Below are 24,362 nucleotides of genomic sequence, written 5' to 3' on the forward strand. Positions count from 1 at the left end.
CGTATCGTTGGACAATTTGCAAGACCGGTGTGACGGATTCTCTGGCGCCCCGGGCACAACATCGTCATCATTGGTCGCAACAGTCACCGCCGCGAAGGCATGACCCGCGGAGCACGAGGTCGTAGGGGAAGACGCACCTCGGTCTCCAGGAGGTCTTTCGTGCCCACGCGTGGCGTCATATACGTTCACTCGACCCCGCTCGCCGTGTCTGCGCACGTCGAGTGGGCGATCGCGCGCGTCCTCGGCACGCCGGTCCGCCTCGAGTGGTCGGTGCAGCCTGTCGAGCCCTCGGCCCGCCGGGCCCAGTGCTCGTGGACCGGGGCGACCGGCACGGGCGGGGAGCTCGCGGCCGCGCTCCGGCAGTGGCCCATGATCCGCTTCGAGGTCACCGAGGAGCCGAGCCCCGGCGTCGACGGCGAGCGTTTCATGCACGTCCCCGGCCGCGGGCTGTTCCGCGGCGCCACGAGCGCCAACGGCGACATCGTGCTGTCCGAGGACCGCCTGCGCGCGCTCGTGGCGAGCGCCCGCGGCTACGACGCGCTCGCGCACACCCTGGAGAAGGCGCTCGGCGCGCCCTGGGACGCCGAGCTCGAGCCGTACCGCCACGCGGCCGACGGCGTGCCGCTCACCCTCCTCACCCGCGTGGGGTAGTTGCGCCCGCATGGTTGAGTTGCGGCGTGCCGAGTCCCAGACGCCGCCTCCAGCCCGCCCTGGTGGCGCTCGCCCTGCTGCTGAGCGCCTGCACCGACGCGGGGCACGGCGCCCCCGACCCGCGATCGAGCGAACCGACGTCCGCCCTGGTGCCCGGGGCCGACCCGGCGGCGCAGGCGGCCCAGGTCGCCGGCCGCCTCTCCGATGAGGAGCTCGTCGGCCAGCTGCTGATGCCGTACGCGTACGGCAACGCCGCCGACAAGGTCTCCTCCGGATCGGCGGCGGCGAACCGCAACTACGCGGGCGCGTCGACCCCGGCCGAGATCGTCAGGAAGTACCACCTGGGCGGCATCATCCTCGTCTCCTCCAGCGCCGACGATCCCACCGCCGGCACCAACAAGACCACGAACGTCGAGTCCCCGGCCCAGGTGGCGAAGCTCACGGCCGGCCTGCAGCAGGCGTCGCTCGGCCTGCCGGCCCGGCTGCCGCTGCTGATCGGCACCGATCAGGAGTACGGCCAGGTCACCCGCATCCGCGACGGCATGGTGCAGCTGCCCGCCGCGCTCGCGTTCGGCGCGGCCGGCGACCCGGCGCTGACCGAGGCCGCGTGGAAGGCGGCCGGCGCCGAGCTCGCCGCGATCGGCCTCAACGTCGACTTCGCACCCGACGCCGACGTGCTGGGCAGCCAGCCCGGCGGCGTCATCGGCTCCCGCTCGTTCGGCAGCGACCCGGCGAAGGTCTCGGTCCAGGTCGCCGCGGCCGTGCGGGGCCTGCAGGCGGCCGGGGTCGCCGCCACCGTCAAGCACTTCCCGGGCCACGGCCACACCACGACCGACAGCCACAGCAGCCTGCCGGTGCTCAGCCAGAGCCTGGAGAGCCTGCAGGCCGGCGACCTGCCGCCGTTCCTGGCCGCGCGCGACGCCGGCGTCGGGATGATCATGTCCGGCCACCTCGACGTGAAGGCGATCGACCCCGGCGGCCCGGCCTCGTTCTCCTCGCGGGTCCTCGTCGACCTGCTGCGCACCAAGCTCGGGTACACCGGCGTCATCGTCACCGACGCGCTGAACATGGCCCCGGCCGAGCAGTGGGGCCCCGGCGAGGCCGCCGTGCGCGCGATCCTCGCCGGCAACGACATCCTGCTCATGCCGCCGAACCTGTCGGCGGCGTACAAGGGCCTGCTCGACGCCGTGCACTCGGGCCGGATCAGCAAGCAGCGCCTGGTCGAGTCGGCGACGCGGATCCTGGCGCTGAAGCTGCGGCTGGCCGCGGTACCGCGGCCGGACATGAGCGTCGTGGACGGCGACGCCGGGAAGTCCGCCGCGCGCGCCGGCGCCGCCGCCGCGATCACCGTGCTGCGCGGCCCGTGCGACGGCGCCCTGGTCACCGGCCCGGTCCGGGTCACCGGCGCGGGCGCGGACACGGCCCGCGCGGCGCTGGAGGACGCGCTGCGCAAGGCGGGCGCCGAGGTGGTCACGCAGGGCGGTTCGGAGGTGCGCCTGATCGGCTACGGCCACGGCACGGCCGACCTGTCCCAGGGCGCGGCGGTCACCGTGGCGCTGGACACGCCGTACGTGCTCGCCTCGGCCCGGGGCACCCTGGTCGCGACCTACTCGTCGTCGCGCGCGTCGATGTCCGCGCTCGCCGACGTCATCACGGGCAAGGCCAAGGCTCCGGGCCGCACGCCCGTTGCGGTCCAGGGACTGCCGGCCACCGCTTGCGCATAATTTCCCGGCTCGGGTCCGTGCAAGTTACGACCGTTGTTCCCACCAGACACCGCTGCGGGCCTGGCGGCCCTCCGCTGCCACGTCCGCGGTGCCAAGACCCGGTACGGCTGTCGGTGGGAAGCCGAATGTAGCGGCCAGGCTCGGTTGGTGGAATGAGATGATTTGACGGATTCCAGCGCTGGTGACGGTGAGCGCCACTATTCCGTACGCCCGGTAGGTGCCGTGTCGATCACGGGTGTAGGCCACCGCGGCGGGCTGCCCGTTGGCGCTGGTCGGCAGCATGAGCCAGTCACCGGGCGATCCCAGAACATGGGTACGGAGATAGGACACGCAGGTCTTGTTGCCGGAGAACCAGGTCTTGAACGGGGTCGCCTCCAGGGTGGCGTCCCTGCATAGCAGCCGTTCCAGAGCCGGCGCGTCAGCGTTCTGGAAGGCCGCGATGTACTGGTCGAGAAGCTTGTGAGCTTCCGGCTCGGTGGGCTGCGTGATGTCGTCAGCCGCAGGAGCCAGTTCCCGGAGCCTGGCGCGGGCGCGCTGCAGCGTGCTTTTGACCGCCGCTGTGGTGGTGCCGAGCATGACGGCGACCTCGGCGGCCGGGAGAGTCAACACCTCCCGCAGGATGAGCACGGCCCGTTGCGCGCCGGACAGGTACTGCAGGCTGGCGACCAGCGCCAGCCGCAGGTCCTCGCGCGCGAGGACGACGGCGGCGGGATCGGCCGCGTCCGGGCTGAGGAACGCGTCGGGAACCGGCTGAAGCCAGCTGACCCCCGGTTCGGCCGGTACGGGGGCCGCGGCGGGGTCTTGTTCCGCACCGCCGAGGCCGGACGGCAGTACACGCCGGCTGTGATGCGCCAGCGCGGTCAGGCAGGCGTTGGTGGCGATCTGGTACAGCCAGGTACGCACCGACGACCGGCCCTCGAACGCGCCGTAGGAACGCCAGGCACGCAGATATGTCTCCTGGACCACATCTGTGGCGTCGTCCACCGAGCCGAGCATGCGGTAGCAATGCGCCAGCAACTCCCGCCGGAACGGCTCGGTGGCCCCGACGAACGCCGCACTGTCGGGAACGACGGTTTCCGGGTCGGATCCGCCAAGGGTCAAAGCTGCTCTCCGGTCATATGGAGCGGCCGAGGAAGGCGGCCAGCCTATCGGCCGGGCACGCGCCGGCAGGAGCCTCGACGATGGGCCCGAAGATGGCGTCTCCCTCAGCTCCGCGGTAGGCGTCGAGGATCTCGACCCGGGCCCGGACGAGGAGCTCGTCCGCGAGTTCGGGATCCAGGTCGGTGTGGCAGCCGATGGCGCGGGCCAGGTCCCATCCATGGGTGAACTGGTCCCTGGCGACCAGGCCCATCAGGTCCGCGCCGGAGAACGCACCGAACGCCAGCTCGATCGTCTTCTCCAGCACGCCGGCGGACCCGAAAGCCGCCAGCGCAACCTCGATGCTGTCGTCGTACCTGGCGAGGAAGTCGCCGGCCGCGTAGTCCTCGTCGGTGATCTCATAACCCGTACCCATGGCGGCGGAGGCCCCCCACCGGGCCGAGCCGACGAAATGGTTGATCAGAGCGCGCACGTCCCACGACGCGCACGGCGTCGCGGCATCCAATTGGTCGGGTCCGACCTTGGCCAGCACGACCCGGGTGCTGGCGAAGGCCCGGCCCAGCTGCCGGGTAGGCGCGGCATCCTGCTTACTCTCCACCGGTTGCGATCCCCTCTTGCGGTTCCTGGCGAATCAGGCCTCGCCCCCGCGGACGCGGAAGGTCCTCGGCCCGCAACAGGTAGACCTTCCGGTGTCGGAAAAGGAATCGCGGGCGACTGCTGTACTAGAGCGGGATGTTCCCGTGCGCGCCGCGCGCCACGGGGGCGCCCGCCAGGGCCGCGGCGATCCGGCTGCGGGTGGTGGCCGGTGAGACGAGCTCGTCGACGACGCCGATCTCCAGGGCGCGGTGCACGCCGCCCGCGGTCTCGATCTGCTCGGCGACGAGTTTCGCGCGCAGCTCCTCGCGCTCCTCGGGCGCGGCCGCCGCGAGCTTGCGCCGGTGCAGCACGTTCACGGCGGCGCTGGCGCCCATGACCGCGACCTCGGCGGTGGGCCACGCGAGGACCGCCGTCGCGCCGAGCGCGCGGGAGTTCATCGCGATGTACGCGCCGCCGTAGGCCTTGCGGGTCACGAGCGTGACCCGCGGTACCACCGCCTCGGCGAAGGCGTGCAGGAGCTTCGCGCCGCGGCGGACCACACCGTCCCACTCCTGGCCCAGGCCGGGCAGGTAGCCGGGCACGTCGACGAGGACGATCAGCGGCATGCCGAGCGCGTCGCACATGCGCACGAACCGGGCCGCCTTCTCGGCGCTCGTCGCGTCGAGGCAGCCGCCGAGGCGCAGCGGGTTGTTCGCGATGACGCCGACCGTGCGCCCACCGAAGCGGCCGAGCGTGGTGACGACGTTCGGCGCCCACTTGGCGTGCAGCTCCACGCCGGGCGCGTCGAGGACGGCCTTGACGAGGGGCCGCACGTCGTACGCCCGGTTGGCCTCGGCCGGCAGCAGCGCGCCGAGGTCGGCGTCGGCGACGTCGTCGGCCGACAGCCGGCCCGGCCGGCCGAGCAGCGCGGCGAGCTGCCGGGCGGCGGCCAGCGCCGACTCGTCGTCCTTGGTGGTCACGTGCACGACGCCGGAGCGGCGCCCGTGCGGCTCGGGTCCGCCGAGGCGGGCCATGTCGACCTGCTCGCCGGTGACGCTGCGCACGACCTCCGGCCCGGTGACGAAGATGCGCCCGTTCTCGCTCATGACCACGATGTCGGTCAGCGCGGGCCCGTAGGCGGCGCCGCCGGCCGCCGGGCCGAGCACGACGGAGATCTGCGGCACCCGCCCCGAGGCGCGGACCATGGCCGCGAAGACCTGCCCGACGCCGTCGAGGGCGACGACGCCCTCGGCGAGCCGCGCGCCGCCGGAGTGCCACAGGCCGAGGACCGGCCGGCGCTCGCGGATCGCGATGTCGATCGCGTCCACGATCCGCCGGCAGCCCTCGGCCCCCAAGGCGCCGCCCATCCGCGTGGCGTCCGTGGCGAACGCGATGACGGCCGTGCCGTCGATCTCGCCGCGCGCGCCGACCACCCCCGAGTCGTCGCGGGGCTCGAGCAGCCGCAGCGTGCCGCGGTCGACGAGGGCGCGCAGGCGCACCTCGGGATCGCGCAGGTCGGCGGCGGTCGGGACGGTGGGCGCGGACGTCGTCGTCACGGTTGCTCCAGGGCGAACTAGCGGGATCTCAGGCGCGTGCGAACACCAGCGCCGCGTTGTGCCCGCCGAAGCCGAACGAGTTGTTCAGCGCCGCGGGGATCTCCATGTGGCGGGCCTTGTGCGCGGCCACGTCCAGGTCGAGCGCATCGTCGGGGTCGTCGAGGTTGATGGTCGGCGGGATCACGCCGTGGTAGACGGCGAGGATCGTGGCGATCGACTCGACCGCGCCGGCCGCGCCGAGCAGGTGCCCGGTCATCGACTTGGTCGAGGTGAGCACCGCGTGGTCGCCCAGCGCCCGGTGCAGCGCCTTGATCTCGGCGATGTCGCCGACCGGCGTCGAGGTCGCGTGCGCGTTGACGTGCAGGATGTCCGACTTGGCGACGCCCGCGTCGCGCAGCGCCAACTCGATCGCGCGCACGGCGCCGTCGCCCTCCGGGTGCGGCTGGACGATGTCGTAGCCGTCCGAGCTGATGCCGGCGCCGGCCAGGCGGGCGTAGATGCGCGCGCCGCGGGCACGGGCGTGCTCGGCGCGCTCGAGGACGATGATGCCGGCGCCCTCGCCGAGGACGAAGCCGTCGCGGCCCTTGTCCCACGGGCGGGAGGCGCGCTCGGCGTCGTCGTTGCGCACCGACATGGCGCGCATCGAGGCGAAGCCGGCGATCGGCAGGGGGTGGATGACGGCCTCGGTGCCGCCGGCGACGACGACGTCGGCGCGGCCGAGGCGGATCAGGTCCAGGCCGTGCGCGATGGCCTCGGCGCCGGTGGCGCAGGCGCTGGCGACGCAGTGCACGCCGGCGCGGGCGCCCAGCTCCAGGCCGACCCAGGCGGCGGGCCCGTTGGGCATGAGCATCGGCACGGTGTGCGGCGAGACCTTGCGCGGGCCGCTGGCCTCCAGGATGTCGTCCTGGTTGAGCAGCGTCTGTGCGCCGCCGATGCCGGTGCCGACGCTGACGGCGAGCCGGTACTGGTCCACCTCGGGCGAGCCGGCGTCGGCCCAGGCCTCGCGAGCGGCCAGGATGGCCGTCATCTCGCTGCGGTCCAGGCGGCGGGCCTGCACCCGGTCGATCTTCTCAGTCGGCTCCACGGCCAGCTGTGCGGCGATGCGGACGGTGAGCTGCGCGGCCCAGTCCTGGGTCAGCGGCGACACCCCCGACTTGCCGGCGAGCATGGCGTCCCAGGTGGACGGGGCATCCCCGCCGAGCGGGGTGGTGGCCCCGATGCCGGTGACGACGACCTCAATACTCACTGCTCAACACTCCTCACAGCGGACCTAACGACGGGGCCCCGGGCAGGTCCCGGGGTGACCGTGCCCTGCTCAGGACCCCGACGGCGGATTTCAGGCCTGCGACTTCTCGATGTACGAGACGGCGTCGCCGACGGTCTTGAGGTTCGGCACCTCGTCATCCGGGATCTTCACGCCGAACTTCTCCTCGGCCGCCACGACGACCTCGACCATCGACAGCGAGTCGACGTCCAGGTCGTCGGTGAACGACTTCTCCTCGGCGACGTCGTCCGGGTTGACACCGGCGACCTCTTCGAGAATCTCGGCGAGACCTTCGGCGATCTCTTCACGGGTGGTCATAGAGCATTCCTTCCTTGGGTTGACGAGCTCGTCGATGGAAGATGAACAGACCGCTACGGGCAGTGGATGACTTGGCCCGCGTACGTCAGACCGCCGCCGAAGCCGAAGAGCAGCACGGGCGCGCCGGAGGGGATCTCGCGCCGCTCGATAGCCTTGGACAGGGCCAGCGGGATGCTCGCCGCCGACGTGTTGCCCGACTCTACGAGATCCTTCAGGACGATCGCGTTGGGCAGGTCGAGACGCTTGACGATCCCGTCGATGATGCGGGTGTTCGCCTGGTGGGCGACGAAGGCCGCAATGTCCTTGCCCTGCACGCCGGCCCGGTCGAGGGCGGCCTGGGCGTAGGGGGCGATCGCCGTGGTGGCCCAGCGGAAGACCGCCTGGCCCTCCTGCACGATGTACGGCCGCCATCCCTCGATCTTGAGCACATCGCCCTTCTCGGGCGCGGAGCCCCACACGACGGGGCCGATGCCGGGCTGCTCGCCCTCGGCGACCGCGGTCACCACGGCCGCGCCCGCGCCGTCGCCGAAGAGCACGGCGGTCGTGCGGTCGGTCCAGTCGGTGACGTCGGAGAGCTTCTCGGCGCCGATGACCAGGGCGTTGCGGGCCGCGCCGGCCCGGATCGCGTGGTCGGCGCTGGCCAGGCCGTAGCAGAAGCCGGAGCAGGCGGTGTTGAGGTCGTAGGCGGCCGGCGCGTTGATGCCGAGCTTGGCCGCGACGCGGGTGGCGACGTTCGGGCACCGGTCGATCGAGCTGCACGTGGCCACGACGACGGTGTCGATGTCGGAGGCGGTGAGCCCGGAGGCCGCGAGGGCCTTGCCGGCCGCGGCGATCGCCATGTCGGCGACCGTCTCGGCGCCGGCGACGCGGCGCTGCGCGATGCCCACCCGGTCGCGGATCCACGCGTCGTTGGTGTCGATCACCTTCGACAGGTCGTCGTTGGTGATCACCTGCGACGGCTGGTAGTGACCGAACGCGAGGATCCTCGATCCTGCAGCCGGGGTCATATCTGGCCTCCAATGCGGGCGAGCGGCTGGCCGGGGGCGACCGGGTCGTCGTGGTGCGCGAGCCATTCGGTGAGCACGCCGGCGCCGTGCGCGGCGACCTCGACCGGGCCCTGCCGGGTCTGGATGGCGCCGATGACCTGGCCGGCGCCGATGTCGGCGCCCTCGGCGAGGCCCTCGGCGGGCTCGAACGTGCCGGCGGTGCCGGCGACCACGACGCTGAACTCGGGGTGCGGCTCGTGGGTGGGCGCCCCGCCGTGCCGGGCGATCGCGTCGCGCGCCGCCGGCAGGTCGTCGGGCGTGTTGACGGTCACGATCTCGATGCCCTTGAGCGCCCGCTTGGCCAGGCCGGCGAGGGTGCCGGCGGGCGCCAGCTCGACGATCGCGGTGACGCCGAGGTCGGCCAGGGTCTGCATGCACAGGTCCCAGCGCACGGGGGCGGTGACCTGGCGCACGAGGCGAAGCAGCATGGTCGGACCGTGGTCGACCGCGGTGCCGTCGAGGTTGGACAGCAGGATTCGGGAGGGCGCGGCGGCGCTGATGCCGGCGGCCACCTTGCCGAGGGCCTCCTCGGCCGGAGCCATGTAGGGCGTGTGGAACGCCCCGGCGACCTGCAGCGCGATGATGCGGGCCTTGGCCGGCGGCGCGGCGGCGAGCTTCTCCAGCCCCGCCAGGGAGCCGGCGGCGACGACCTGTCCGGCGCCGTTGCGGTTGGCCGGGTAGAGCCCGGCGGCCTCGATCGCGGCGAGCACCTCGTCGGGGTCGCCGCCGAGCACGGCGCTCATCCCGGTGGCCTCGAGCGCGCAGGAGGCGGCCATCTCGCGGCCGCGGACACCGGCGAGGGTGACGGCGGCCTCGGGGGTCAGCACGCCGGCGAGGGCCGAGGCGGCGAGCTCGCCGACGCTGTGGCCGGCCACCACGCCGGCGTCGTGCATCGGCAGGTGCTCGGCGGCCAGCAGCGCGGCCGCCACGAGCAGCGGCTGCGTCTTGGCGGTGTCCTTGATCTCCTCGGCGTCGGCCTCCGTGCCCAGGTGCACGAGGTCCACCCCGGCCAGCACGGACCACCAGCGCAGGCGCGCCTCGGCGCCGGGCAGCGCAAGCCACGGGTTGAGGAAGCCGGGCTTCTGCGAGCCTTGGCCTGGAGCGAGTACAGCGAGCACGTCTATGACTTTTCCGGATTCCCGACACTCACGCGGGTAGCGCTACACACCAAAGTGGACCACCTCGTTTGTAGGATACCTACAAAAGATCGCGTGGCGTTGTGCCAACAGATCCACGCAGTTACCCGTCGCAATCTGCCGTTCACTTCCGATGCGACGCGGATCACGTAAGGCGGCGCAAGCAGGATAACGGGCAAATAGGGTGAAAGCCGTGGAAACCGGGAGTCATCCCGGGGGGATCGGCGGGGGGGTCGGCGCGAACGGGTCGAGCCGGCCGATCGTGAGCGCGATGCGCAGCGCGAACGCGTCCCGTGGCACCAGCGGCGCGAACCCCGTCACCTCACCGATGCGCCGCAGGCGGTACCGGACCGTGTTCGGATGGACGAAGAGCCCCCGTGCGGCGCTCTCCAGCACCCCGCCACCGGCGAAGAACGCGTCGAGCGTCTCCAGCAGCTCCCCGCCGGCGCGCACCAGCGCGCCGTAGACCTCCTGCCGCAGGATCCGCCGCGCCTCCGCGTCCCCGGCCAGGGCCCGCTCGGGCAGCAGGTCGGCGGCGGCCACCGGGCGAGGTGCGGCCGGCCAGGCGGGCGCGGCCCGGTACCCGGCCAGCGCCGCGCGGGCCGACTCCGTCGCCTCGTCCAGCGACGGCACCGCCGGGCCCACCACCACCGGCCCGTCGCCGAAGCCGACCAGCAGCCGCTCGGTCGCGGCCATCGGGTCGGTCGCGCCGCCCAGGACCACCACCAGCCGGTCACCGTGCACGCCGCCGAGGATCTCCACGCCGATGCGCCGCGCCGCGCGGTACACGGTGTGCAGTACCGCCGCGGCCTCCCCGCCCGGCGAGCGGCCGACCGCCACCGCGACCGGCGGGGCGTCCGCCCAGCCGAGCGCCGCCGCCCGGCTCGCCAGCACGTCGGAGGAGTCGCCGCGCAGCAGCGCGTCGACCAGCAGGGCCTGCAGCCGGGCGTCCCAGGCGCCGCGGGTCTCGGCCGCCCGGGCGTAGACCCGCGCCGCGCCGAAGGCCACCTCGCGGCTGTAGTGGAGCACCGCCTCCCGGATGCCCTGCTCCTGCCCGTCGGCGGCCAGGTGCGGCAGCTGCGCCTCGACGACCTCGATGGTGACCCGGATGAGCTGGACGGTCTGGAACAGGTTGATCGAGCGGGCCAGGGCGCGCGGCGCGGCGTCGAAGAACTCGTCGGAGTTGTCCGGCGGCGCCGGCCCGCCCTTGTCGCGGTTGCGCAGCCACTCCACCAGCGAGCGCACGCCCGCCTGGGCGACCAGCATGACCCAGGCCCGCTGGTCGGCCGGCAGCTCCCGGAACCACGGCAGCGTCTCGTCCATCCGGGCGACGCTCGCCGTGGCCAGCGCGCCGGCGGCGCGCTCGATCGCGCGCACGCTCGCCTCCAGCGAGCCCGGCGCGGCGGCGTCCGGCGGCTCTGGCGGCGGCGGCTGATCGGTCACCCGCACAGCTTGTCATGTCGTCACCGGGCCGCGGCGAGCCAGAGGCGCCCGTAGACGCTCGCCGGGTGGGACGTGGCCCGCAGGCCGTTCGGGCCGTCGACCAGCCGGCGGCCCCACTGGGTGAGCCGGCCCGGGCGGTAGTCCGACACCACGTCCAGGTAGGAGTACTGCGGGCTGTTGCCGCTCCACGACCAGCCGAGGTACCCGAGGCCGTGCTCCTGGCAGTAGGCCATGATCGCGTCCTCGTCCGGGTCGCCGTACTCGTGGATCTGCGAGAACTCGCCGACCACGATCGGCAGCTTCTGGCGCACGAACGCGCCCAGGTAGCCGGAGACCTTGTCGGCGGTGTCGAACGGCCCGTACATGTGCACGTCGAAGATCACGTTGCGCCGCGGGTCGGCCTCGAACACCCCGGCCGCGTTGTCGTACATGACCCGGAAAGCGTCGTTGCCCCAGTTCGGCGCGTCGACCATGAGCGCGTGCGGCAGCCCGGCCGCGCGCAGCCGGGCGATCGCCTCCTTGGTGTTGCCGACCCAGTCGGCGTCGACCGCGTGCCCGGACGGCTCGTTGGCGATGTTCAGCACCACGTAGGCCTCCTCGTGGCGCAGCACGTCGCGCAGGGTGAGCCAGTAGTCGACGGCCTGGGCGATGCTCGCGGCGCCGGGCTGGGTGCCGTACCCCATCGTGTCGTGCACGTCGAGCACGCAGATCAGCCGGGCCGCCTTGCACCGGGCGATGACGGCGGCCACCTCGGCGGGCCGGGTCGCCGGCCACTCGTGCCCGCTGGACAGCGCCACCCGCACCGCGTTGGCGCCGCTGGCCTGCATGTCGCCGAAGACCGACTGCGGACCGTGGCCGAATGCGTACCCGTGGTTGAAGCCCCGCAGCACCAGCGGCTCACCGCCGGCCTCGACCAGCCGGCCGTCCCTCACCCGGATGCCCTCACCCTCACCCGCCCTCGCGGGTGTGACGTACGCCGCCCCGAGCAGCGACAGCAGTAGCGCGGGAAACGCCATCCTGACGACCGCCCGTTTGACCACGGGTGAGCCGCTACCCGGGCCCTCGCCATTCACCCGTTGTCCGAGGGTGATTCGGCCGCGCGGGGATCGACCACCCTCCTTGGCGCAAGGTAGCGTTGGGCGCACGCTGGGTGCGACAAGGGAGTTCCGTGGAGTCCAAGGCAGCCGAGATCGCTGCTGAGCAGCAACACTTCGACCTCGCCCGCAAGCACCGCGAACGGATCCGCGCCGAGCTGGGTGAGGCGCCCGACGCCGCCGCCAACCCGGGCGCCGGCCGGTGGCTGGCCAACTTCCGGCGCAACCGCCGCGACAACCTGGCCGCGCCCGAGCAGCAGGTCGCCGTCGGCCGCGCTGACCTCGACGACGACGAGCGGTATTACATCGGCCGGGAGACGATCCTCGACGACCAGCGCCAGGTCCTCGTCGTCAACTGGCAGTCCGACCTCGGCCGCCGCTACTTCGAGGCCTCGCCCGACGACCCGCAGGGACTGTCCCTCAAGCGCACCTTCACCGTCGAGGCCAACCGGATCGTCGACTTCGCCGACCTGGTCTTCGCGCAGCTGGTCGAGGCGATCGAGGCCCTCGACGGCCCCGACGGCGCCCTGCTCGCCGAGCTCAACCGCGGCCGCACCGGCGCCATGCAGGACATCGTGGCGACGATCCAGGCGGCGCAGTACCGGCTCATGCGCTTCCCGCTGGAGCACCTCCTCGTCATCGAGGGCGGGCCCGGCACCGGCAAGACCGCGGTCGCCCTGCACCGGGTGTCGTGGCTGCTGTACAACCACCGCGACACCCTGCGCCCGCGCGACGTGCTCATCGTCGGCCCGCACCCGGCCTTCACCCGCTACATCCGCGGCGTGCTGCCCAGCCTCGGCGACGAGGGCGTCGAGCAGGTCGACATCGACCAGCTCGGCCCGCCCGTCCAGCGCGGCCGGCAGGAGGACGCGCCGGTGCGCCGGCTCAAGGGCGAGGCCCGGATGGCCCGCCTGCTCGCCCGCGCGCTGGAGGCCCGCATCGGCGCGCCCGAGCCCGCCGAGCGCATGCTCTTCGACGGCCGCTTCATCACCCTCACCGGCGCCGAGGTGGCCGCCGCGGTCGCCGCCGCCCGCGAGTCCGGCGGCCCCTACGCCGTGCGCCGCCAGCGGCTGCGCGCCGCCCTGGCCCAGCTGGTCCGGGACCGCGGCGGCCCGGCCGAGGCCGAGCGCCTCCCGCCGGTGGAGAACCTGCTGGAGCGCCTGTGGCCGCTGCAGAGCGCCGCGGCGTTCCTGCGCAACCTGCTCGGCTCCCGCCGCCGGCTGCTGGCCGCGGCCGAGGGCGAGATGAGCGAGCAGGAGGCGGCGCTGCTGTACCGCCGCGGCGCCGACCGCCTCTCCGAGCAGGTCTGGAGCGCCGCCGACGGCCCCCTGCTCGACGAGGTCGACGACCTGCTCAACGGCACCGCCGGCCGGTATCGCCACATCGTCGTCGACGAGGTCCAGGACCTCTCCCCGATGCAGCTGCGCGCCATCGCCCGCCGCTCCTCGACCGGCTCGATGACGATCGTCGGCGACCTCGCCCAGTCCACCGGCGCGTGGGCGCGCGACCGGTGGGAGGAGGTCACCGAGCACCTGCCGCAGACACACCAGGTCGTCGTCGCCGGCCTGCGCTACGGCTACCGGGTGCCGCGGCAGGTGTACGAGCTGGCCGCCAAGCTGCTGCCGCTCGCCGCGCCCGGCGTGGAGCCCGCCACGATCGTGCGCGACGGCCCCGCCGACCCCGGCATCCACGTCGTGGAGGCCGGCGAGCGCGCCGGCCGGGTGGCCCAGATCGCCCGCGACCACCTGGAGGCCCAGCGCTTCGTCGGCATCGTCTGCCCGGCGGCGTGCCGGGCCGAGCTCGAGTTCGCCCTGGCCGCCAACGACCTGCCGTGGGGCCGCGCCGACCAGGGCGAGCTCGACCGCGCCCTCAACCTGGTCTCGCCGCAGGAGGCGAAGGGCCTGGAGTTCGACGCGGTCGTCGTCGTCGAGCCCGAGGCGATCGTCGCCGAGGACCCTCGCGGCCACCGCCTGCTCTTCGTGGCCCTGACCCGCACCATCCGCTACCTCGACGTGGTGGCCAGCGGCGACGCCCTCCCGCTGGAGGCGCCGCAGCCGGTCCCCGGCCGCATCCCGCGCCAGCGCACGGTGGTCGAGCCGGATCCCGACCCGACGGTGGAGCTGTCGGTGCTGGACCGCCTGGCCGAGGACCTGACCGCGATGATCGCCGGCGGCTCCCCGCCGGCCATGTGGGACGAGGTCCTGCAGCGCACGGCGGCCCTGCTCGACGAGCGCTCCGGCCGCGAGCGCCCCAAGGGCCGCCACCACCGGGCCTGACTAGCCGGGGACCGCTTCGGTGTAGAGCGCGTGGCCGCCGTCGGCGCGGGTGGCCTCGTAGTAGATGCGCCCGGGCACCGCGGTGAGGTACCGCAGCCCGTGCGGCGCGTGCGGCGAGCCCATCGGCGGCCCCTCCGCGGCCGTCATCGGACCGTAGGAACCGTCCGCCAGCCGCGGCGCCGTGGCCGCGCCGGTGCGCTCCTCCCAGTTCTCGTCGGCGGTGGCGCGCCCGTCGTACGCCACCGCCAGCCCGCCCTCGACCGGCGCGACGGCGCTGACCCGCACCCCGCGGGCGTCCCAGGCGCCGGCGCGGGGCGCCAGGGCAACGCCGCGCCAGGTCCAGTCGACGCCGTCGGGGCTGGTGGCGTACCAGGTGCTCATCCGGTCGGCGTGCTCGTCGGACTCCAACGGGTGCACCGAGGCCCACAGGTGCCACCGCCGCCCGTCGAAGTGCAGGACCGGGTCCTTGACGCCGGCGGTCGCGTCGCCGGGCAGCACGGTCAGCGCCGGTGCCTCGCCGAGCTTCTCGGGCTCGTCGGCCTCGAGCAGGTCGACCCGCCAGTGCTTGGTGCCCGGCGTGGCGACGCTGACGTACAGCCGCCAGCGCCCCTCCGGCGTGACCGCGAGCGCCGGCCGCTCGAGCGAGGCGCCGCCGAAGCGGTCCTTGCGCACCTCGGCGACGGTGTCGAACGCGACGCCGTCGCGCGAGCGGGCCACCACGTTGGCATAGCCCCGCCCTTCGCCGATCGGCAGCCGCAGCCGGTACGCCAGGTAGATCTCCCCGCCGGCCGCGAGCGCGCTCGGCGCACCGGCCCACGTGCCGGCCCCTTCACCCGGCGGCTCGACGACGACGCGGGCCCCTTCCCAGCGCGGCAGCGTGAGCAAGCTTCCTCCTAGTGGTAGTTGCTGGCATGTTCGAGGCTGAGCCAGTCCGCGTAGGACTCGCCGGAGACAGACTGCAGCAGCTCGATCTCCTCGGCGAAGGCGGGCAGCAGTGCCGCCCGCTGCTGCGGCGTGACCCGCGGCCGGCGCCCGTGCTCGCGGTGCAGCAGCGCCAGCAGCGGCCGGCTGAAGGCGAGCCGCACCGGCACCGGGAACCGGTGCCCGACGCGCCCGCCGGAGCGCGGCAGCAGCCGCAGCCCCGCGTTCACCGGCGTGTCGGCGACGTGGCGGCGCACGTTCTCGGGCGGGATCTCGTCCACGTGCCCGCCGGCGACGCCGAGGAAGGCGCAGACCCGGTTCACGGTACCGCCGGGATCGTCGCGCGGGTCCCGGTAGCGCAGCAGCAGGACCTGCTCGCGCGGGAAGTACTCGAGCAGGTGACGCAGCTGGCTGCCGTACCGCCCGAGATCGGTGTAATGCCAGAACGCCGCCCACCCCTTGGCCCGCCGGACCGGCTCGAGCTCGACGGCTCGCAGGAATTCGGCCTCCGACTCCAGCCCCGCCCCCCACAGGTGCGACCAGTTCGAGTGCGCCCGGTCCACGGGGTCGCGCAGCAGCAGGACGAGCCGAGCATGCGGCACCAGCCGCGCGATCCGCGCGTGGGACTCCAGGTCGTGCAGGTAGAACGGCGTGGCCTCGCCGCGCAGCGCACCCGGCGGCGCGGCGTCGAACAGCGCCTCGTAGTCGGCGCGCCGCCACACGTGCTCCTGGTAGGTCTGCACGTCCCCCGGCCCGCCCCGCCGCGGCGGCGCCCCGTCGGTGAGGAAGAACTTCGGCTCCTTCACCGAGGGCAGGAACAGCTGCGGATGGCGCACCAGCGCGGCATGCAGCGCCGAGGTACCCGCCTTCGGCACCCCGGCGATCAGGAAGTCGGGCAGCATGTCATGTCCCCTTATCCTGTCGGGATGATAGGAAATTCACCCTAACGGGCACCCGCCCTGGCGACAACGCCGCGCGCAAATGGCATGCTGCAGCGATGAGCGTCGTCTCCGTGATCAACTACAAGGGCGGCGTCGGCAAGACCACCTTGACCGCGAACATCGGCGCCGAGCTCGCCGCCCGCGGCCGCAAGGTCCTGCTCATCGACCTGGACCCGCAGGCCAGCCTGACGTACTCGTTCTACCTGCCCGCCGACTTCGACGAGCAGCCCACGATCCGCGCCTGGTTCGAGGCCTTCGTCGCGACCCGCGCCCCGGAGTCGCTGTTCCGCTACGTGCTGGCCCCGCACACGGTCAACGCCATCGTCCAGCCGCTGGGCGGCCACCTGCACCTGATCGCGTCCCAGCTAGGCCTGGTGGACGTCGATCTGGACCTGGCCGCCGGCCTGGGCGGCTCGAGGTTCCAGCGCAGCAGCCCGCGCTACCTGCAGGTGTACCGCCTGCTGGCCGACGCCTTGGCCGACCCTTCGTTCGCCGGCTACGACACGGTCCTGATCGACTGCCCGCCGAACTTCAACCTGGTCACCCGCACCGCCCTGGTGGCCAGCGACTACGTCGTCGTACCCGCCCGCCCCGACTACCTGTCCACACTGGGCATCGACCTGCTGCGCAACCGCCTGTCCCGCCTGGTCGAGGAGTACAACGAGGTCGCCGAGCACCCCATCAACCCCGAGGTGGCGGGCGTCGTCTACACGATGGTGCAGTACACCGCGTCGGGCCCCCTGGTCAGCCAGCGCAACTCGGTGGAGGAGACCACCCGCATCGAGATGCCGGTCTTCCGCCAGACCATCCGCGACAACAAGACCGCCGTCACCGAGGCCGGCCAGCGCGCCGTCCCCGCGGTCCTGGCGCCCCAGGGCAGCGCCGCGGTGGAGACCCTACGATACGAGCTGCAGCAGCTCACGAGCGAGCTCCTGGCCCGCACCCGGCTCTGATTCACCGAAGTTGGAGACCCAATGACCGACCCGGCCGACCTCGCACACGAGGTGCTCCTGCGCGTGGCCGCCTTCGTGAAGACCCTCCCCGCCGACCAGCTGGCCGACCTGGCCTCCGGCGCGGCGAAGCTGGAGCTGGTCCCGAAGGGCGGCCGTCAAGTCCGCCCGGCGAAGGCCGCGCCCGCACTGTCCCGCCCGGTGAGCGAGATCGAGTCGATGCTGTCGGAGCTCACCACCCGCCAGGCCGCCACGCAGTACCTCAACGACCTGAAGCTGACGGTGCCCCAGACCCGCGAGCTGGCGAAGGCCCTGAACGTTGCGGTCCCGTCGAGGGCCACGAAGCCGGCCATCACCACGGCGATCGTCGACGCCACCACGGGCCGCCGCCTGGACAGCGCCGCCCTCAGCGCCCGCTAGCGGCCACGGGCTCGTTGCTCGCCAGGAGGGTGGAGACCGCCTCGGCGGTCATCGGCTCCGCCAGGTGGTAGCCCTGGCCGGTGGTGTAGCCGAGCTCGCGCAGCACCGCCGCCTGCTCGGCGTTCTCCACGCCCTCGGCCACCGTGGACAGGCCGAGGGCCCGCGCCAGCTGGATCACGGCGCGGGCCACGGCCTGGCGGGCGTCGGCGGCGGCCGGGCGGCCGTCGTCGATCTCGATGCCCTCCACGAAGGACTTGTCGAGCTTCACGATCGCGGCGGGGAAGGCGCGCAGCAGGCTCAGCGACGACTCGCCGGTGCCGAAGTCGTCCAGGGCCAGGCGGACGCCCAGGCGGGACAGCTCGTACAGGGTCCGGGAGACCTGCTGGCCGCGCAGGACCGCGGACTCCGTGACCTCCAGGACGAGGCGCTCGCACGGCAGGCCGCTCTCGGCCAGGGCGGCGCTGACGTCGGCGACGAAGTCGGGGTCGTGCAGCTGGCGGGCGGAGACGTTGAGCGCGGCCTCGGGTAGCGCGTCCGGGCCGTGCTCGGTCAGCCACGCGGCGGCCTGGCGGCACGTCTCGCGCAGCACGAAGCGGCCCAGGGGGACGATCAGGCCGGTCCGCTCCGCGACCGGGATGAACTCGGCGGGGCCGATCGCGCCGCGGCTCGGGTGGTGCCAGCGGACCAGCGCCTCCACGCCGACCAGGGCGCCGTCGCCCAGGCGCACGATCGGCTGGTACACCACGCGCAGCTCGTCGTTGTCCAGCGCGCGGCGCAGCTCGCCGCCGAGCTGCATGTGTGCCAGGACCGGCTCGCCCATGCCGTCCACGTAGCGCACAAAGGTTGCCTTGCCGCGCTGCTTCGCGGTGTACATCGCGACGTCCGCGTCGCGCAGGACCGAGTCCACGGTGGCGCCGGGCGCGGCCGCGGCGATGCCGATGCTCGCCTGGGCGAGCAGGCGGTACTCGCCGATCGGGTGGTCCAGCGCGGCCAGCAGCCGGGCGGCGAGTTCCTCGGGGTCGGCGCCGGCGGCGGTCAGCAGTACCGCGAACTCGTCGCCGCCGACCCGCACCGGCAGGCCGTCGTTGCCCACCTCGGACCGCAGCAGCTGCGCGAACGAGACGAGGAGGCGGTCGCCGATGCCGTGGCCGAGCAGGTCGTTGACGGTCTTGAAGTCGTCCAGGTCGACCAGCAGGACGCTCGCCCCGCCCGTCTCGGCGAGCGCCGCCGCGAGCCGCTCGCGGAACAGGGCGCGGTTGGCCAGGCCGGTCAGGCCGTCGTGGCTGACCTCGTACTGCAGCCGCTCCTCCTGGACGCGCGTGTTGCGCAGCAGCCGGGCGTTCTCGCGGAAGGCGATGAGCTGGCGGACGGTGACGAGGGCGGTCACCACGACGGCGGCGAGCAGCACCACGCGGGTCGGCCAGCGCAGCGGCGATCCGCAGGCGACGGCGATCAGCGGTACGTCCACAGCCGCCACGGCCAGGTAGGGCAGCAGCACGCCGCCCCGCGAGCGCCCGCCGCGCAGCCCGAGCAGCGTCCGCCACTGTGCCGCGACGCCGAGGGTGGCCAGCACCGGGGCCAGCGGCATGACGATCGCCTGCGCGGGGACGGTCGCGTCGTACCCGAACCGCACCGCGAGCACGGCCACGAGCCCCGCCACGACGCCGCCGCCGGCCGCCATGAACCGGATCGCGGTCTGGTCGACAGGCCCGCCGGCGACGTAGGAGACCTTCGTCGCGGCGCCGACGGCGATGAGGAAGCCCAGGCCGACGATCACCATCGCCTGGCGGCTCCACGGCTCGGGCGCGGAGATCATCGGGGCCAGCCCGGCGTACCACAGGACCGCCGCACAGCCGAGAAACCCGATCGTGCGGTCCAGCAGCATCCGCCACCACTCGACGCCGCCGGTCGCCACGACCGGCACCCGCCCGACGGCCCAGATGGCGATGCCGAACCCGATCGCGACGCAGGCCGCGGCGGGCAGCGGCATGGTGCGCGTGTGCGCCTCGGCGGCGTGGGTCAGCATGTCGGCGGCCAGCCAGGCGTACCCGATGGTGATCAATGCGAGCGCGACGAACACCGCGCGCCAGAACCGCCGGCCGACGGGGCCGAGGTCGCGGCCGCGGGTCATGTGCGCCACGGAGGCGGTGGCCAGGACGCCGCCGACCGGGACGAAGACGTAGCCGAGGGCCTCGCCGCCCGCGCCGGCGGTCAGGAACGCCACGCACCAGCCGGTGCCGAGCAGCGCCACCGCGCCGGTGGCCCACACATACCGCCGGGCGGCCTTGTCCGACCCCCCACCGGCGACATGCGTCACGGGCCCGACAATAACCCGCTACATCAGCGCCGGTCGCCCCCCGTTCGGCCAGCTCCGAGGGTCCATGAGGGACAGCCGGGGCATCGCGCCGGCATTGTTCAGGGCCATGAGCAGCTCGTCCGGCGCCGAATGGACCAGTGCGTCGCACATCGGCGTGTATCCACGCCGGCTGATGGCGTTCACGTCGAGACCCTCGGCGAGCAGGCGGGGCAGCAGCTCGGCGTGCTCGAACTGGTGGATCCGGTGCAGCAGGGTCCGGCCCGCGACGTCGCGCACGTGGGGGTCCATGCCCGAATCGAGGAGGGCGAGCACCACCCTGCTGCCGCCGTGCTCCATGCGCCGCTACAGGTCGCGCCGGTACTCGCGCAGCCGTTTCGGCATGCCCTCCCCGTCGCCGTGCCAGGCGAGCTCGGCCCGGAAGCAGCCACCGATCGTGCCGCCTCCCCGGCGCGCACGGCGTCGAGCGTCAGCCGCTGCGAGCTGGACGTCCACAACGGCGACCGGACCTCGAGCACCACGGTGCCCGGGTCGACCGGCCCGTCGGGCGCCAGCACGTATCGCATTCCGGCGGCGAGCGCCGCCGACCCGCTCCGCGACCGCGGCAGGTGCCAGCGCAGCAGGTCGGGCGCGAACCCGGCGAGCAGCTCCGCGGCCGGCCCGGCCTCGTCGAAGCCGACGTCGACCCGGGCCGCCTCGCACGCGGCCCGCCAGTCGCCGCGCTTGCGCGCCTCGGCACACTCGGCGACCATCCACTCGGGCACCGCGTAGCGGCGGACCAGCCGCCAGTCGTCCACCGTGCCAGCACCCCCGAGTCCCTTGCCAGGCGACGAAGCCGGCCGGATTCGAACCGGCGTCCTCCTCGGTGTGGGCAAGGCGCGACGACCTCTGCGCTACGGCTCCGCCGCGCTGGATCATATGCGTCACGTCGGCCAGTCGGCGTCGGCGCCGGCGATCCGGGCGTAGCCATCGATGGTGCGGGCTAGCCTGGGGTGGTGGGCCGATTGGAGCAGTTGCGTGATCCGTCGTCCTGGTGGCGGCGTGCAGTAGTGCAGGTGCGACGGTTCCGGCAGGAGCCGGGGACGGCGGACCTGCGCCGGTTCGACCCGTTGGTCGAGGCCGTCCTGAGCGAACGGGCCGCGCTGCACGGGCTCGGCGACGAGGCATTGTCCGAGCGCGCCAAGTTCACGGCGAAGGCGGATCTTGCCGATGACGGCGACCTGGTGAGACTTCTCGCGGTGGCGAGCGAGGTGGCGCGCCTCCGGCTGGGGCTGGAGCCCTTCGAGGTGCAGTTGCTGGCCGCGGTGAGCATGCTCCGAGGTCGCGTGGTGGACATGGAGACCGGCGAGGGCAAGACGCTGGTGGGGTTCCTGGTCGCCGCCGGGCTGGCCGTAACGGGCCGGCGGGTGCACGTGCTCTCGGCCAACGACTATCTGGCCGGCCGGGATGCACAAGCGGGTGCGACGTTGTTCGCGGCGTTCGGCCTGTCGTGTGCGGCGGTGGTTGATGGCATGGATCATGCGCAGCGGCGCGCGGCGTACCGCAGCGATGTGGTCTATGCGACGGTGCACCAGGTGGGCTTCGACCTCCTCCGGGACCGGCAACGGTCGGAGGATGCGCAGCGGCTGGTGCCGGACCTGGACGCGGCGGTGATCGATGAGATCGACGCGGTGCTGCTCGACGATGCGATGGTCCCGTTGGTGATCGCCGGGGACGCCGAACCACGGCCGGAGGAAGCGTCACTGGCCGGGGTGGTCGCCGCGATGACGGCGGGGGTGGAGTACGAGGTCGACGGTGAGCGGCGCAACGTGTCGTTCAACGAGCCGGGGATCACGGCGCTGGAGGACCACTTCGGTATCGACGACCTGTACGCCGAGGATCACGTGGGGTTGCTGACGGCGGCGCATGTGGCGTTGCACGCGCACGCACTCGTGGACCGCGACGTGCACTACATCGTGGCCGACGGTCAGGTGCGACTCATCAACGACACCCGCGGAAGGGTCGCCGACCGTCAGCGGTGGCCCGATGGCCTGCACGCCGCGATCGAGCGCAAGGAAGGCATCGAGGTGACCGCACAGGCCGAGGTGCTCGACCAGATGCTGGTCGAGACCGTGGCCCGTGGCTACCGCGTCATCACCGGGATGAGCGGCACCGCGTTGGAGGCATCCGAACGCCTGGCCGAAGACCTGAGCCTCCGCACCGGGACGATCCCGACCAACCGGCCCGGCATCCGCGTCGACGAGCCCGACCGGCTGTATATGACCGCCGAGGAGCGCGACGCGGCCGCGGCCGACCGGGTGCGTGCCGCTCATGCGGCCGGTCAGCCCGTGCTGATCGGCACGGCGAGCGTGGCGGACTCCGAACGCTTCGCCGGGCTCCTGGCCGGCCGTGGCGTCGATGCGGTCGTGCTCAACGCCAAGAATGACGCCGCCGAAGCCGAGATCATCGCCCGCGCCGGAGAGCACGCAGCGGTCACCGTGTCCACGCAGATGGCCGGCCGCGGCGTCGACATTCGGCTCGCATCGCGGGCCGCCGAGGCGGGCGGACTGCTCGTGCTCGGACTCGGGCGATACGACAGCGCCAGACTCGACCATCAGCTTCGCGGCCGGGCGGGCAGGCAGGGCGACCCGGGCCGTTCGGCGTTCTACACCAGCCTCGATGACGATGTGGTGACCGAGCACCTGGTCATCGGATACGACCCGCAATCGGTGGACCCGGACGGGCGAGTCCGCGACACCCGATTCCGCCGGATATACGAGCACGCCCAGCGTGTCGCCGAGGGCAAGCTCCTGCAACTGCATCGCACCACACGCCGCTATCACACGGCCACCGATCAGCACCGGCAGGTCGTCCTGGACACCCGCGAAAGACTCCTCACCGACCCGACCGCGCTCGAGCACTACCTGGCCCACGTCTGGCCCGCCGGCTCCGACCAGCCGCACCGGTGGACACGGCCGGGCAGGCGCCGGCTGGCGGTCGAGGTGGCGCTCTACCACCTCGATCGCGCCTGGACACGCCACCTGAACCTGCTCGCCGAGGTCCGTGAGGGCATCCACCTGCGGGTGCTCGGGCGACAGGACCCTCTCGACGAGTTCAACCTCATCGCCACCGACGACTTCCGCGCTGTTGCCGAAGAGGCAACCGCAGCCACCCGGCGCACCCTCGATGCAGCGTCCGAGGACGCCACCACCCTCGCCGACCTCGGCCTGCGACGCCCCTCGTCCACCTGGACCTACATGGTCGCCGACAACCCCTTCGGCTCCGAAGCCGACCGGTTCTTCGCGTTCATCGGGGAAGCGCTACGCGGTGGCCGGCCTCCGGCCATTTCCTACACCTGACGTCGGGGGACGGTAGACTGCATTAGTAAGATCATCTGGACGGGTCGGGTCTCATGGGCGTGAGAAGCCGGCGACGGTTGTACAAGGATCTGCCTGGCCTTGTGCCAGCGTCCTACCTACCTGGCGGCGACCTCGCCGACGCTCTTGGCGCCGCAGCGGGCTGGACCGCCAAGACGAAGGCCTGCCTGCTCTTCCTTGCGCGAGTGCGGGTCGCACCGCTGTACGTGCTGACCCTCATCGTCATCAACGTTGTGCTCAACCACGCCGTCAGCGCGGAAACCCGGAGCCAGATCGTCCTCGCCAACTCCACCAACGTCGACAACCTGCAGCACCACAGGATCTGGACGCTGGTCACCAGCGCCTTCGTGCTCGACGAGCGGGTCGGCGTAGGCGCGATGATCCCGCTGCTGCTGCTCCTGTCGGTGGCCGAGGTGCTGTGGGGATGGCGGCGACTGCTCGTGGTGTTCTTCCTGTCCAACGCCGTGGCCAGCTGCCTCGTGTACGGGCTCTTGCTGGTGGGCGTCCAGGGCAACTGGCTGGGCGGCGCGGTCACCATGGCCAGCGACGTGGGCACGAGCTACGGCTCGCACGCCGTCGGCGGCGCGCTCGCGCTCACCCTGCCCGTGCGTGCACGACGCCTCCTGGTGCCGCTGGCCGTCGTGGTCGTGGTCGTACCGTTGCTGAACGGAGCAAGCTTCACTGACATCGGGCACCTGCTGGCCGTCCTCCTGGGCTTTGTCGCCGGCTGGCAGATGCGGAGGCGTCCGCTGGCCGGGTCCGGGCTCCGCCTGACCCCGCGGCGCCCGGACCGGACCGTGGCCTACTCGTTCGGCGACGTGACGCAGGCCCGGGCAGCGTTGCTCACGGCCCTGCGTCTGCACGAGCATGGTCAGGCGCACCTCGACGACGCCGTCGCCGCCTGCTCCGACCGGGCGGACCGGATACACATGCGGGACACCCGGGACATGAGCGCGATCGACGGCGCCGTCGCCGGCGGCGCGTGGGGGGTGCTGCTGGGCACCGTCGTCAGCATCCCGCTGAGCGGTCTGGTTGTCGGCGCGGTCGGCTGCGCGATGGTGGCACGCTGGCACGACGCCGGCCTCAGCGACACCACCGTGGAGAGGACGATGCGCACCCTGCCGACCGGGCGGGGCGCACTCCTGCTGCTGGCCGACCCGGCCGGCGAGCCGGCACTGACCAGCGCGCTCGCCCGGACCGGTGGCACCCCGGTGCCCGAGGTCGCTCGGGAGCAGGCTGCCGCCGCCCAACCGGATCGGGAGGGGACATGACGGCTCA

The 24,362-nt window shown here is 73.1% G+C and carries 21 protein-coding genes and 1 tRNA gene; 8 read left to right on the forward strand and 14 right to left on the reverse strand.

Going from position 1 to position 24,362, the window contains the following annotated elements:
• The first annotated feature begins 159 nt into the window (after positions 1-159).
• Together ABD901_RS20515 and ABD901_RS20520 are read left to right on the forward strand one after the other, a co-directional pair.
• Positions 160-651, forward strand: coding sequence for a DUF3145 domain-containing protein (locus ABD901_RS20515; RefSeq protein WP_345128706.1), 492 nt, complete (start codon positions 160-162; stop codon positions 649-651).
• 26 nt (positions 652-677) lie between these two features.
• Positions 678-2,375, forward strand: a complete 1,698-nt coding sequence (locus ABD901_RS20520) for a glycoside hydrolase family 3 protein (RefSeq protein ID WP_345128707.1) — start codon at positions 678-680, stop codon at positions 2,373-2,375.
• 24 nt (positions 2,376-2,399) lie between these two features.
• On the opposite strand, the gene ABD901_RS20525 is transcribed toward ABD901_RS20520, so the two are convergent.
• The 9 genes from ABD901_RS20525 to ABD901_RS20565 form a co-directional block, all read right to left on the reverse strand.
• Positions 2,400-3,476, reverse strand: a complete 1,077-nt coding sequence (locus ABD901_RS20525) for an RNA polymerase subunit sigma-70 (RefSeq protein WP_345128708.1) — start codon at positions 3,474-3,476, stop codon at positions 2,400-2,402.
• Between the two features lie 13 nt (positions 3,477-3,489).
• The gene (locus ABD901_RS20530; RefSeq protein ID WP_345128709.1) at positions 3,490-4,071 is read right to left on the reverse strand and encodes a TIGR03086 family metal-binding protein; all 582 of its coding nucleotides are present in this window, start codon (positions 4,069-4,071) and stop codon (positions 3,490-3,492) included.
• Positions 4,072-4,195: 124 nt separating this feature from the next.
• A complete protein-coding gene (locus ABD901_RS20535) occupies positions 4,196-5,605 on the reverse strand; it encodes an acyl-CoA carboxylase subunit beta (protein WP_345128710.1) in 1,410 nt (469 codons plus the stop codon).
• A gap of 28 nt (positions 5,606-5,633) precedes the next feature.
• Positions 5,634-6,851 carry a beta-ketoacyl-ACP synthase II gene (fabF, locus tag ABD901_RS20540; RefSeq protein WP_345128711.1) on the reverse strand — a complete coding sequence of 406 codons (1,218 nt, stop codon included), beginning with the start codon at positions 6,849-6,851 and terminating at the stop codon, positions 5,634-5,636.
• A gap of 90 nt (positions 6,852-6,941) precedes the next feature.
• A complete protein-coding gene (locus ABD901_RS20545) occupies positions 6,942-7,187 on the reverse strand; it encodes an acyl carrier protein (RefSeq protein WP_345128712.1) in 246 nt (81 codons plus the stop codon).
• A 53-nt stretch (positions 7,188-7,240) separates the two neighbouring features.
• Positions 7,241-8,194, reverse strand: coding sequence for a beta-ketoacyl-ACP synthase III (locus ABD901_RS20550; RefSeq protein WP_345128713.1), 954 nt, complete (start codon positions 8,192-8,194; stop codon positions 7,241-7,243).
• Positions 8,191-9,351, reverse strand: a complete 1,161-nt coding sequence (locus ABD901_RS20555) for an acyltransferase domain-containing protein (protein ID WP_345128714.1) — start codon at positions 9,349-9,351, stop codon at positions 8,191-8,193. Before ABD901_RS20555 ends, ABD901_RS20550 begins: the two co-directional genes overlap by 4 nt.
• A gap of 225 nt (positions 9,352-9,576) precedes the next feature.
• On the reverse strand, positions 9,577-10,758 hold the full coding sequence (locus ABD901_RS20560) for a PucR family transcriptional regulator (protein WP_425556706.1): 1,182 nt from the start codon (positions 10,756-10,758) through the stop codon (positions 9,577-9,579).
• A gap of 74 nt (positions 10,759-10,832) precedes the next feature.
• Positions 10,833-11,828, reverse strand: coding sequence for a glycoside hydrolase family 5 protein (locus tag ABD901_RS20565; RefSeq protein WP_345128716.1), 996 nt, complete (start codon positions 11,826-11,828; stop codon positions 10,833-10,835).
• Between the two features lie 152 nt (positions 11,829-11,980).
• Here ABD901_RS20565 and ABD901_RS20570 point away from each other — a divergent pair, with 152 nt between their 5' ends.
• Positions 11,981-14,182: a HelD family protein gene (locus ABD901_RS20570; RefSeq protein ID WP_345128717.1), complete on the forward strand. Its 2,202-nt coding sequence runs from the start codon at positions 11,981-11,983 to the stop codon at positions 14,180-14,182.
• On the opposite strand, the gene ABD901_RS20575 is transcribed toward ABD901_RS20570, so the two are convergent.
• A complete protein-coding gene (locus ABD901_RS20575) occupies positions 14,183-15,067 on the reverse strand; it encodes a hypothetical protein (protein WP_345128718.1) in 885 nt (294 codons plus the stop codon).
• Positions 15,068-15,075: 8 nt separating this feature from the next.
• Complete coding sequence (locus tag ABD901_RS20580; protein ID WP_345128719.1) at positions 15,076-16,005, reverse strand: sulfotransferase family protein; 930 nt, start codon at positions 16,003-16,005, stop codon at positions 15,076-15,078.
• Positions 16,006-16,100: 95 nt separating this feature from the next.
• Here ABD901_RS20580 and ABD901_RS20585 point away from each other — a divergent pair, with 95 nt between their 5' ends.
• Positions 16,101-16,997: a ParA family protein gene (locus ABD901_RS20585; RefSeq protein WP_345128720.1), complete on the forward strand. Its 897-nt coding sequence runs from the start codon at positions 16,101-16,103 to the stop codon at positions 16,995-16,997.
• A gap of 21 nt (positions 16,998-17,018) precedes the next feature.
• Positions 17,019-17,414: a hypothetical protein gene (locus tag ABD901_RS20590; protein ID WP_345128721.1), complete on the forward strand. Its 396-nt coding sequence runs from the start codon at positions 17,019-17,021 to the stop codon at positions 17,412-17,414.
• Here ABD901_RS20590 and ABD901_RS20595 read toward each other — a convergent pair.
• Together ABD901_RS20595 and ABD901_RS20600 are read right to left on the reverse strand one after the other, a co-directional pair.
• Positions 17,401-19,731, reverse strand: a complete 2,331-nt coding sequence (locus ABD901_RS20595) for a putative bifunctional diguanylate cyclase/phosphodiesterase (RefSeq protein ID WP_345128722.1) — start codon at positions 19,729-19,731, stop codon at positions 17,401-17,403. The genes ABD901_RS20590 and ABD901_RS20595 overlap by 14 nt on opposite strands.
• Positions 19,732-19,749: 18 nt before the next feature.
• Positions 19,750-20,019 (reverse strand): hypothetical protein, encoded by a 270-nt coding sequence (locus tag ABD901_RS20600; RefSeq protein WP_345128723.1) that lies wholly within the window; start codon positions 20,017-20,019, stop codon positions 19,750-19,752.
• Between the two features lie 108 nt (positions 20,020-20,127).
• Between ABD901_RS20600 and ABD901_RS20605 the strand changes: the two genes are divergently transcribed.
• Entirely contained in the window at positions 20,128-20,499 is a 372-nt protein-coding gene (locus ABD901_RS20605) for a hypothetical protein (RefSeq protein WP_345128724.1), read from the forward strand.
• A gap of 59 nt (positions 20,500-20,558) precedes the next feature.
• On the opposite strand, the gene ABD901_RS20610 is transcribed toward ABD901_RS20605, so the two are convergent.
• Positions 20,559-20,631: transfer RNA gene (locus ABD901_RS20610), tRNA-Val, on the reverse strand.
• A 92-nt stretch (positions 20,632-20,723) separates the two neighbouring features.
• On the opposite strand from ABD901_RS20610, the gene secA2 reads away from it, so the two are divergent.
• Positions 20,724-23,066 carry an accessory Sec system translocase SecA2 gene (gene secA2, locus ABD901_RS20615; RefSeq protein WP_345128725.1) on the forward strand — a complete coding sequence of 781 codons (2,343 nt, stop codon included), beginning with the start codon at positions 20,724-20,726 and terminating at the stop codon, positions 23,064-23,066.
• 101 nt (positions 23,067-23,167) lie between these two features.
• Positions 23,168-24,355, forward strand: a complete 1,188-nt coding sequence (locus ABD901_RS20620; protein WP_345128726.1) for a rhomboid-like protein — start codon at positions 23,168-23,170, stop codon at positions 24,353-24,355.
• Positions 24,356-24,362: the final 7 nt, after the last annotated feature.

This window comes from Dactylosporangium darangshiense, from assembly GCF_039537565.1.
In the GTDB taxonomy this organism is placed as follows: Bacteria; Actinomycetota; Actinomycetes; order Mycobacteriales; family Micromonosporaceae; genus Dactylosporangium; species Dactylosporangium darangshiense.